General features: G+C 72.8%; 4 protein-coding genes. All 4 read right to left on the bottom strand.

What is annotated here, in order from left to right; all coding sequences use genetic code 11:
* Window positions 1-63: 63 nt before the first annotated feature.
* The 4 genes from ACFWOG_RS39370 to ACFWOG_RS39355 all read right to left on the bottom strand — a co-directional run bounded on the left by ACFWOG_RS39370 (window position 64) and on the right by ACFWOG_RS39355 (window position 4,841).
* Entirely contained in the window at window positions 64-858 is a 795-nt protein-coding gene (locus ACFWOG_RS39370) for a DUF3159 domain-containing protein (protein ID WP_329951449.1), read from the bottom strand.
* A 2-nt stretch (window positions 859-860) separates the two neighbouring features.
* Entirely contained in the window at window positions 861-1,268 is a 408-nt protein-coding gene (locus ACFWOG_RS39365) for an OB-fold nucleic acid binding domain-containing protein (RefSeq protein ID WP_329879913.1), read from the bottom strand.
* A gap of 177 nt (window positions 1,269-1,445) precedes the next feature.
* Window positions 1,446-2,126, bottom strand: a complete 681-nt coding sequence (locus ACFWOG_RS39360; RefSeq protein ID WP_329879912.1) for a response regulator — start codon at window positions 2,124-2,126, stop codon at window positions 1,446-1,448.
* Between the two features lie 57 nt (window positions 2,127-2,183).
* Entirely contained in the window at window positions 2,184-4,841 is a 2,658-nt protein-coding gene (locus tag ACFWOG_RS39355; protein WP_380364423.1) for an ATP-binding protein, read from the bottom strand.
* Window positions 4,842-5,154: the final 313 nt, after the last annotated feature.

Genomic DNA, 5,154 nt, shown 5'->3' with positions numbered 1-5,154 from the left:
GACCCGTACTCGGTGAGTACGGGTCCCTCGACGTTCGTGCGGTGTCCTGGCAGCCGCCGCGCGCTACTGCCCCGGCGACGACGGCTCGTGCGGCCGGGCGTCGTGCGCCCGGGCGACCGGGTCAGCCGGCGCGGCCGGCTCCTCGTCGTCCAGTTGCGCCTTGATGGGCGGCGGCGCCTTCAGCAGGATCTGCCAGGTCACGTACATCGCCAGCAGCAGGGGCGGGATGCCCAGGGCGACCTTGAGCCAGCCCAGCAGGTTGACGTTGTGCGTGAAGTACAGCGGGAAGAGGATCAACGGCTTGATGCCCATGATCACCACCCACGCCCAGGTGGCCTTGACGTAGGCGGCCAGCCGGCCCGGGTTCTCCTTGCGCCAGGTGAACATCTCGCCGGTGACGGGGCCCAGCATCAGGCCGATCAGCGGCCAGCGGACCAGCGCCGAGATCGCCAGGCCCACGCAGTAGCCGACGTTCCAGAGCAGGCCGGGCAGGTAGAAGTTCTCCGCCTTGCCGGTCTTCATCGAGATCCAGGCGCCGATGGCGACCCCGAACACCCCGCTGAAGGCGTGCTGGACGGTCTCCCGCTTGGCCAGCCGGACCACCACGAAGAGCCCGCTCAGGGCGAGCGCGGCCCACGCGGCCGACGGGACCTTGTGGGTGATGTTGTACGTGATGATGAAGACCAGGCCGGGCAGGGTCATGTCGACCATGCCCCGGACCCCGCCGAACGCCTTCATCACGGTGTCGGCGGCCTCCCGGGAGGCCGCCGCCTGGCGGGCCGCCTCGTCGTCGCCGTCCGGCGCGATCTTGGCCAGGCCGAGCTGGGCGGCGGGCTCGCCGCCGGGCTGGTTGCTCACGCTCATTCGCTCCCGTGTCCGACCGGACGCAGCTCGTAGCGGGGGTTGAAGAGCACCCGGCGCCCGCGCGCGTGACTGATCCGACCGCTGGCGACGAGCCGGCGACCGGGTTCGATACCCGTGATGGAGCGGCGCCCGAGCCAGACCACGTCCAGTGCCTCGGTGCCGTCGAAGAGCTCCGCCTCCAGGGCGGGCACACCGGCCCGCGGGCGGAGCGTCACGGTACGCAGGGTGCCGGCCACGGTGACCAGTTGGCGGTCCCCGCAGCTGGCGATCGGAGTGCAGCCCGACTCCGCGGCGCTCTCCTGGCGCAACTCCTCGGCCTCCAGCTCCTCCGCGGAGGAGGTCAGCCGACTGAGCATGCGGCGGAAGCGCCCCTGTGGCTGGCCGCTGCTGTTGTCACCACTCATGCCGGAAGGGTACCGGTTTCCGTGCCCTCGGCGGCAGGTCGCGCAAGCCGCCGGAGCCGGCCCGGGGCTGCCCGGGGGCTGCCCTGACGGCCGGGAGGGCCCGCCGGGCCTCGGCTCCCGGTCCGGACCCGGCTCGGGACCGGGCTCGGGACCGGGCTCGGGCCACGACCTCACCGGTCAGCTCTCGAAGCGGTAGCCCATGCCCGGCTCGGTGATGAAGTGGCGCGGGTGCGAGGGATCACGCTCCAGCTTCCGCCGCAGCTGGGCGAGGTAGACCCGCAGGTAGTTGGTCTCGGTGCGGTAGGCGGGTCCCCAGACCTCCTGGAGCAGCTGGGTCTGGCTGACCAGCCGGCCGGCATGGCGGACCAGCACCTCCAGCAGATGCCACTCGGTCGGGGTGAGGCGGACGTCTGCGCCGTCCCGGTTCACCTTCTTCGCCGCGAGGTCGACGGTGAAGCTGTCGGTGACCACCAGGGAGTCGTCCTCCCCGGCGACCGGCTCGGCCCGGCGGACGGCCGCGCGCATCCGGGCGAGGAGCTCGTCCATGCCGAAGGGCTTGGTGACGTAGTCGTCGGCGCCCGCGTCCAGGGCCTCGACCTTCTCGTCGGAGGCGTGCCGGGCGGAGAGCACGATGATCGGCACACGGGTCCAGCCCCGCAGCCCCCTGATCACCTCGACGCCGTCCATGTCGGGCAGGCCGAGGTCGAGGACGACGACGTCGGGGTGACGGGCGGCGGCCAGTTCCAGGGCGCTCGCGCCGTCATGTGCCGCGTCGACCTCGTACTTGCGGGCCTTGAGGTTGATCACCAGCGCGCGGACGATCTGCGGTTCGTCGTCCACGACGAGGACCCGGGTCATGCGGGCTCCGCCTTTCGGGGCAGTCGGATCGGAAGTGGTCATGTGTGGCAGGAGTGATCACGCGGGGGCCGGGTTGACGGCCGGCTCGGCCGGTCCGTCCGACCCGGGCGGCTCGTCCGACGCGGAGGGCCGGGGCGGCACGGGCGGTTCGGCGAGTTCGGACGGCACGGACGGCACGGACAGGCGGTCGACGGCGGGCAGCGTGACGACCATGGTCAGTCCGCCCCCCGGGGTGTCCTCGGCGGTCACGGTGCCGTCCATCGCCTCGACGAAGCCCCGCGCCACGGCCAGCCCGAGGCCCACTCCGGCGCCGCGCGGCGCGTCCCCGTACCGCTGGAACGGTGCGAAGATCCGCTCCTTGGCGTCCTCCGGCACTCCCGGTCCCCGGTCGACGATCCGCAGCTCGACCCGGCCCCGGCCGCCTGCCGGGTGCAGCGCATCGGCCTTGACCAGCACCTTCGTCCCGGCCGGGCTGTACTTGACGGCGTTCTCGATCAGGTTGGCGAGCGAGCGCTCCAGCAGCCCCCCGTCGGCCCGGATCATCGGCAGGGTCTCCGGGACGTCCAGCCGGACGGCCCCCGGCGGCACGCCGCCGAGCGCGAACGGCACCACCTCGTCCAGGTCGGTGTCCTGGATCAGCGGGGTGACCGTTCCGGTCTGCAGCCGGCTCATGTCGAGCAGGTTGTTGATCAGATGGTCGAGCCGGTCGGCCCCGGCCTCGATACCGGCCAGCAGCTCGGCCTCGTCCTCCTCGTCCCACTCAACGTCCGCCGAGCGGAGGGAGCTGACCGAGGCCTTGATGCCGGCGAGCGGCGTACGGAGGTCGTGCGAGACGGCGGCCAGCAGTGCGGTCCGGATCCGGTTCCCCTCGGCCTCACGACGGGCGGCGGCGGCCTCGCCGGCCAGTCGGCGACGCTCCAGGACCACGGCGGCCTGGGCGGCGAACGCGCCGAGCAGTCGCCGGTCCTCGGCAGGCAGGACCCGGCCGCACAGGGCCAGCGCCAGCGTGTCGCCGACCGGCACGTCCACGTCGGCGGACTCCGGCCGCTCCGGCGGGTGGGGGCCGGCCGTCGCCAGAGGCTGCCACGGTCCGACCGGGTCCACCCGTTCCAGGAACGCCGCCGACTCCTGCTGGAAGGTCTCCCGGACCTGCTCCAGCAACGCGGTCAGCACCCCGTCCCCGCTCGGCGCGCCGCGCAGGACCGTGCCGGCCAGTGCCCCGAGCGTCTGTGCCTCGGTCTGGCTGCGGGCCGCCTGATGGGTGCGCCGGGCCGCCAGGTCGACCACCGAGGCCACCGCGATGCCGACGGCGGTGAATATCGCCACCGCCATGATGTTCTGCGGCTCGGAGATGGTGAAGGTGTGGATCGGCGGTGCGAAGTAGTAGTTGAGCGCCGAGGAGCCGACCAGCGCCGAGGCGATCGCCGGGTACAACCCGCCCACCAGCGCCGCGCAGACCGTCAGCGACAGGAAGAGCAGCATGTCGGTCGAGAGGCCCGGGCCCTCGACGTTCGTCAGCACCAGCGCCAGCAGCGGCGGCCCGGCCACACCGATCAGCCAGCCCGCGACCGCGCGGGTCCTGCCCAGGTCCGTGACCCTGCGGATCGGAATCCGCCCGCGGCCCTTCGCGGCCTGCTCGTGCGTGACGATGTGGACGTCGATGTCCCCCGCGGCGCGGGTCACCGTGGTCCCCACGCCCGGACCGTAGAGGTACTGCCAGGTCGGCCGGCGGCTGGTGCCGAGCACGATCTGGGTGGCGTTCACCCCGCGTGCGAAGTCGAGCAGCCCGGCGGCGGGGTCGTCGCCGAGCACCGCGTGGTACGAGCCGCCGAGGCTCTCCACCAGTGCCCGCTGTTCGATCAGCGCCTGAGACGACCCCGAGCCCGAGCCGGCCAGGCCGTCCGAGCGGGAGAGGTGGACGGCCAGCAGCTCCCCGCCCGAACCGCGGGCGGCGATCCGGGCCGCCCGGCGGATCAGGGTCGCCCCCTCCGGTCCGCCGGTCAGGCCGACCACGATTCGCTCGCGGGCCTGCCAGGTGCCCTCGATGCCCTGCTCGGCCCGGTACTTCTGGAGGTACTCGTCCACCCGGTCGGCCGTCCACAACAGCGCCAGCTCGCGCAGCGCGGTCAGATTGCCGGGCCGGAAGTAGTTGGCCAGCGAGGCGTCGATCTTCTCCGGCGCGTACACGTTGCCGTGTGCGAGGCGGCGGCGCAGGGCCTGCGGCGACATGTCGACCAGCTCGATCTGGTCGGCCCGGCGGACCACCTCGTCCGGCAGGGTCTCGCGCTGCCGCACCCCGGTGATGCCCTCGACGACGTCGCCGAGCGATTCCAGGTGCTGGATGTTGACGGTCGAGACGACGTCGATGCCGGCCGCGAGCAGTTCCTCGACGTCCTGCCAGCGCTTCGCGTTGCGGCAGCCCGGCACGTTGGTGTGCGCGAGCTCGTCCACCAGCGCCACCTGCGGCCGGCGTGCCAGGACCGCGTCCAGGTCCATCTCCGTGAACGCGGCCCCGCGGTGCGCGAGGTCCCGCCGGGGCACCACCTCGAGGCCTACGGCCTGCCGTGCCGTGTGCTGCCGCCCGTGGTCCTCGACGAACGCCACCACGACGTCCGTCCCACGCTCGGACCGCCGATGCGCCTCGGCGAGCATGGCGTACGTCTTGCCGACCCCGGGCGCCGCCCCGAGGTAGATCCGTAGCCTGCCGCGTCCCATGTGCACCATTCTTGATCCGGCCCGGCCCGGGGACCACCCCGGACACCTGTTCCCCTCACCTTCGAGACTACGGCGCGAGCTGCGGATTTCCGCTGATCAAGCCCCTGCGCGGGCAGTTTTAGCGGCTTTTTGACGGTCCCGGAGCCGGCCGGGGGCCCCGGGCCGGAGGCCCGGAGGAGCGGTCCGGTTACGCCGGCCCGGAAGTCCCCGGAATTCCCCCGGAAACGCAAAGAACCCCCGTCCGTATCCCGGACGGGGGTTCTTCACAATGATTGTTCGGCGGCGTCCTACTCTCCCACAGGGTCCCCCCTGC

Origin of the sequence: Kitasatospora sp. NPDC058406, from assembly GCF_042722765.1 — a bacterium.
Lineage (GTDB): Bacteria > Actinomycetota > Actinomycetes > Streptomycetales > Streptomycetaceae > Kitasatospora.
Note: the sequence above shows the minus strand (reverse complement) of the source record. Positions and strands in the feature narration are given on the sequence as shown.